Origin of the sequence: Chroococcidiopsis sp. [FACHB-1243] (genome assembly GCF_014696895.1) — a bacterium.
GTDB lineage: Bacteria > Cyanobacteriota > Cyanobacteriia > Cyanobacteriales > Chroococcidiopsidaceae > Chroococcidiopsis.
Window position 1 is genome coordinate 1 of the sequence record NZ_JACJQX010000112.1, and the last position, 5212, is coordinate 5212.

A 5212-nucleotide genomic window follows, 5' to 3' on the forward strand; every position below is an offset into this window, starting at 1 on the left:
TTTTCAGCATTTAAGTTCTCAACCCATCCCTAGTCTCATGCTTGATTTTCTTCCTTTTGATATGCTCGCTCACCCTTATGCAACAAACCTACACCTGTCAGTGGGCAGATCCCCGCATTGTTAACGAGTACATCGACTTTTTCCCATTGTTTGGAGACCATCTCAGCCGCAGCGGCGATCGATCATCGGTAACATCGATCGGTACAAAGTGAACTTCACCTTCGGCACGGAGTTTGTTGGCTGCTACCTCCCCTCGCTGTGGATTTCGCGCTCCAAGTAAAACAATGAATTCATTTGCTGCTAGTTGTCGCGCCACCTCATAACCAATGCCTTTATTTGCACCTGTGATGAAAACAACTTTTTTTGTCATAATATTTGTGACTCCTGAATGTATTTGTTATGGGAGATAAAGTTAGCTGAAATAAAATTGACTGAACACATGGAAACTATTGCCCCTATTCTTGCTGGCTTTTTCGGCGAATCCCGTCCATCTTTAACTGGCATCGGTGTAGCTTTTCTTGCCTCACTATCAACAATTTTTGAAATTGAAGCGATCGCTAGCATTAAATAATGGTTCTCCTAATGTTTGATTGAATTGGGATGAAAAGCAGCGGTCAACCCTTGTCGGGTTATTTGTGCGATCGAGGAACATTGCGTCTGGCATACCAAGCATGGATAAAGAGCGTTTGCAAGAACAATACAGGAGCATCAAAACCACTGGATGCAATGATTGCTCCGACTCGATCGGGGGGTAGCACCGCCACATCTCGACCGTGAGCAGCAAGAAATTTTTCAACGTCCTCATCCGAATATTCAGAATATTTCAGCATTCGAGTCCAAACCTCACGCAGGTCTTGATAGGCTGAAGTGGACATATCGGCAGCTAAATCTGCGCTCACTAAATATCCCTGAGAGCAAAGGCGTGAAGCAATTTGACTGAAAAATTTGCGTCTCTCCTCAGGTTGCATGAAGAAGTGAGAGACCAGAAGGCAAGTCGCCGCATCAAAGGATGCTGATGCGGGCAACGAATCTAGATAACCTTCGTGCCATGTGCAACGTGACGCAACCCCAAACTCTTTAGCTTTCTCGCGACAGGTTTCAAGCATTGCCGTCGCAGGCTCTACTGCCGTAAATTGCCACTGTGGAAATTCTTGAGCAAGATAAATCAATTCCAACCCGGTTCCGACACCCACACAAAGAATCCGCGCGTCAGATGGAAGATCGCAAAGTACCAGACGAATCGATAAATGAAGTGCGTCACGCAATGGCGCTACTTTAGCCGCTCTTGCATCGTAGGTTGAAGCACGTCCTTTGTCGAAGAAAGCCGCTGATTCTTGGCTTGGCATGATTTCTCTTTGTAATTACACTGTTTATTGTAATTACACTGTTTATTTTAATTAAATCGACTGACCGCCAGAAACGTGAATTCTCTGAGCATTCACCTATCGGCTTACTGATGAGATCGACTTGATTAGTTCGCTGTGAATCCGCCATCTATTACCAACGGTTGTCCCGTAATATAGCTAGCAGCATCAGAGCAAAGAAAAACCACCACCTGAGCGATTTCTTCCACCTGACCTATGCGACCCATGGGAGCCATAGCCGCGAGATCGTCAGTCGAGATCCCCGTCTCATCGACGAAGCGATCTATCCCTTCAGTGGCAATCGATCCGGGGTTGACAGCATTAATCCTAATCCCCTGCTTGGCATAGTCAAGGGCAGCAGCTCGCGTCAGCCCCATCACCGCATGTTTGCTGGCAGTATAGGGAGAAAACCCTGAAATCCCATTTAAACCACCTACTGATGAATTATTGACAATTACACCGGAGCCTTGGGTCAACATCTGTTGAATTTCATATTTCATGCTCAAGAACAGCCCCCGCACATTGATTGCCATCAGTTTGTCAAACTCCTCCACAGATTGTTCGTGCAGGGGGTCGATCGAACCCAGAATCCCAGCGTTGTTAAATGCACAATCAAGTTTGCCGTAGGTAGCAATCGTTTTCTGCACCAAGGCTTGAACATCAGCTTCACTCGATACGTCCGATCGCACAAACAAGCACTCAGCCCCAGCATCGCGAATCAGAGCGGCAGTTTCTTCGCCTTCCGAGTCGCGTCTGCCTGAGAAAACAACTTTTGCTCCAGCCGCACCGAATGCAATTGCAGTTGCTCTGCCAATTCCCGATGTGCCTCCAGTAACTAACGCCACTTTACCCTGAAGTATCATTACTATTTCTCCTAAAATCAAGCCCGGTTGTTCTCTCTTGAAATGGATCAATTCACTGTGAATCCACCATCAATCACGATCGGCTGACCTGTAATATAGCTGGCAGCATCAGAACACAAGAACACAACTGTTGCCGCGATTTCTTCAGCTTGACCCAGCCGCCCCATCGGGACAATCGATGCAAGTTGCTGCTCTAGAGCAGGATCTTTATGACTAAAGCGATCGGTCATCTCTGTGGCAATAAGCCCTGGATTCACGGCATTAATCCGAATGCTTTGTTTGGCATAGTCAAGTGCGGCAGAACGGGTCAACCCCATCACAGCATGTTTGCTGGCACTGTAAGGACTCACTCCCGCAAACCCAATTATTCCAGCCGCTGAAGAATTGTTGATGATGACTCCGGCTCCTTGAGTTAGCATCTGTTGGATTTCAGATTTCATACATAAGAACAGACCCCGCACGTTAATCGCCATCAGTTTGTCGAAATCTTCGATGGACTGTTCGTGTAGGGGTTTTGCTGGTGACTCGATGCCAGCGTTGTTGAATGCACAATCGATTCGACCGTAACTCTCAACCGTTTTCTGAATCAGCGCCTTAACAGCTGCTTCACTCGATACGTCCGATCGCACAAACAAGCACTCAGCCCCAGCATCGTGAATCAGAGCGGCAGTTTCTTCGCCTTCCGAGTCGCGTCTGCCTGAGAAAACAACTTTTGCTCCAGCCGCACCGAATGCAATTGCAGTTGCTCTGCCAATTCCCGATGTGCCTCCAGTAACTAAGGCGACTTTGTTTTCAAGGATCATGATTCCCTCTGGTTCTAAAATGATTGGTCAGCAAAGTGAAGCAGGACTGTTTAAAGTTTGAATTAGAGGGACTGACCCCCAGAAACTTCAAAGATACCGTAAGGGTCGCGATCGGCACCATTCAAGATTTAGCCTTGTCTCCATCTGGTGCCTCAAGTGTCGCCATATCAATAACTAGACGATAGTGGACATCTCCTTGCTCCAGCCGCTCGAACCCCTCATTGATATCCGCAGCCGAAATCACTTCGACATCCGCTGCAATCTTGTGCTTGCTACAGAAGTCCAACATTTCTTGGGTTTCTAACGTCCCCGCCGACCCCGAACTGGTCAGCCGACGACGACCCATTGTTAAGAGGACAGGAGTGAAGTCCATGCGATCGGGAATTCCCAGACAGCACAGCGTGCCATCAAGGTTCAGCGCCAGCAGATACGGATCGAGTAGATGTCGCGCTGATACCGTGTCCAGGATGAAATCAAAGCGATATTTTTGAGCCGCCATTTTCTCGGCATCCGTCGATAAAATCGCCTCGTCCGCACCCAGTTCCAGCGCAGCAGCAAGCTTTTGCTCGGAAGTCGTAAAGACAATGACATGAGCGCCCAGTGCATGGGCAAATTTAATTGCCAGATGACCGAGACCGCCGATTCCAACAATTCCAACCGTCTTTCCAGATCCAATGTTCCACTGATGTAGCGGCGACCAGGTTGTTACTCCCGCGCAAACTAACGGTGCCACACTAGCCGGATCGAGACCGGAGGGCAGGTGATAGGCAAAATCAGTCTTGACGACATATTCATTCGAGTAGCTGCCGCGCGTGATGCTGCCGTCGTGCCTGTCGATGCCATCATAAGTGGTCGTCGGAAATTCGCGACAATAGGATTCCTCGTAGCTTTTACAGGGTGGGCAGCGTCCGCAGGAATCGACAATATTACCGACTACCACGGCATCGCCAACTTGGAATTTCGTAACTTCTACACCGATTTCTGTGACTTCGCCCACCATTTCATGCCCTGGTATTAATGGAAAGCGGCTATTGCCTCGAATCGCGTGCAAGTCGCTGTGACAAACACCACAGAACTGAACCTTCACTGCGATATCGTCGGGTCGCAATTCCCGTCGCTCAAACTCCCAAGGCACGAGGCGATCGCCCTGACTTAAAGCTGCAAGCCCGTAACAGAGACGCATATTTTTTTTGGATTCAAGAGCGGTAGTGCTTGGCATTTGTATTTCTTCCTTTTTGTGTTCCTTCGGGCGTTTCTCAGGCAAGAGCGTTAGAGGAACCCTATCCGCACACTCTAGTCGCTCTTAACTTCGCTGGTATCCTTCATAGAACATAGAATTCCTGAAGAAATCTCTAAAATGCGCTGGCAGTCGGACGAACAATTATTTCATTGACATCAACATTCTCCGGTTGAGCCACGGCATATAAGACGGCTCTGGCGATCGCATCCGGCGTTAGCGCGGTCTTGCGAAGTTCTCTCAACCCGCCTTTTGCTAACTCGTCTGAGATATCAGAACCCAGTTCAGTTTCCACTACACCAGGAGAGACGATCGTCACGCGGATGTTTTTCGACTCCTGCCGCAGACCGTCCGATATTGCCCAAACCGCATATTTTGTCGCCGAATAAACGGCGCTTGTGGGTCCTACCCAATGGGCAGCGATCGAGGCGGTATTGATAAACTGACCGCCGCCTTGTGCTTCCATGATGGGCAGTCCCGCCGCAATGCCATTCAGAACACCGTTGATGTTGACGTTAATCATCTTGTCCCACTCGTCAACTTTGAGTGCGCTCATCAGGGACAGAGGCATCACGCCTGCATTGTTGAAAATGACATCAATCCGATCGAATTTCTCTTTAGCAAAGTGAATGAATGCTTTCATATCTTGACGATCGGTGACATCTAAGGCTTTGAATTCGGCGATTCCACCAGACGATCGGATATTTTTCACAATCTTTTCTAGCTTTTCCGTGCGGCGTGCGCCCAAAACTACTTTTGCCCCGTTTTGAGCTAGCAACTTGGCGGAGGCTTCACCGATGCCGCTACTGGCTCCCGTGATGGCAATGACTTTGCTTTCCACATTTACTAACCAGAGCATAGAATGGTGAACAGTTTTAGGCAGCGGAGTAAGCAACATGTTTCTCACGAAAAAAGTTTTGTACAACGTGTGGTTGACGTTGTGTA

Annotated in this window: 7 protein-coding genes; 1 reads left to right on the top strand and 6 read right to left on the bottom strand. The window is 48.5% G+C overall.

The features are described from left to right. Positions 1 to 97: 97 nt before the first annotated feature. Positions 98 to 370 carry an SDR family NAD(P)-dependent oxidoreductase gene (locus H6G17_RS32025; RefSeq protein WP_192162737.1) on the bottom strand — a complete coding sequence of 91 codons (273 nt, stop codon included), beginning with the start codon at positions 368 to 370 and terminating at the stop codon, positions 98 to 100. Positions 371 to 439: 69 nt separating this feature from the next. Here H6G17_RS32025 and H6G17_RS34450 point away from each other — a divergent pair, with 69 nt between their 5' ends. Then, positions 440 to 571, top strand: a complete 132-nt coding sequence (locus H6G17_RS34450; RefSeq protein ID WP_277876148.1) for a hypothetical protein — start codon at positions 440 to 442, stop codon at positions 569 to 571. Between the two features lie 58 nt (positions 572 to 629). Here the strand turns inward: H6G17_RS34450 and H6G17_RS32030 are convergent, their stop codons facing one another. The 5 genes from H6G17_RS32030 to H6G17_RS32050 form a co-directional block, all read right to left on the bottom strand. Next, a complete protein-coding gene (locus H6G17_RS32030; protein ID WP_192162739.1) occupies positions 630 to 1346 on the bottom strand; it encodes a class I SAM-dependent methyltransferase in 717 nt (238 codons plus the stop codon). 125 nt (positions 1347 to 1471) lie between these two features. Further along, positions 1472 to 2227: an SDR family oxidoreductase gene (locus H6G17_RS32035; protein WP_192162741.1), complete on the bottom strand. Its 756-nt coding sequence runs from the start codon at positions 2225 to 2227 to the stop codon at positions 1472 to 1474. Positions 2228 to 2274: 47 nt separating this feature from the next. After that, positions 2275 to 3030 carry an SDR family oxidoreductase gene (locus H6G17_RS32040; RefSeq protein ID WP_192162742.1) on the bottom strand — a complete coding sequence of 252 codons (756 nt, stop codon included), beginning with the start codon at positions 3028 to 3030 and terminating at the stop codon, positions 2275 to 2277. A gap of 121 nt (positions 3031 to 3151) precedes the next feature. After that, on the bottom strand, positions 3152 to 4249 hold the full coding sequence (locus H6G17_RS32045) for an NAD(P)-dependent alcohol dehydrogenase (RefSeq protein WP_192162744.1): 1098 nt from the start codon (positions 4247 to 4249) through the stop codon (positions 3152 to 3154). Positions 4250 to 4382: 133 nt separating this feature from the next. Further along, positions 4383 to 5126 (bottom strand): SDR family oxidoreductase, encoded by a 744-nt coding sequence (locus H6G17_RS32050; protein ID WP_192162746.1) that lies wholly within the window; start codon positions 5124 to 5126, stop codon positions 4383 to 4385. Positions 5127 to 5212: the final 86 nt, after the last annotated feature.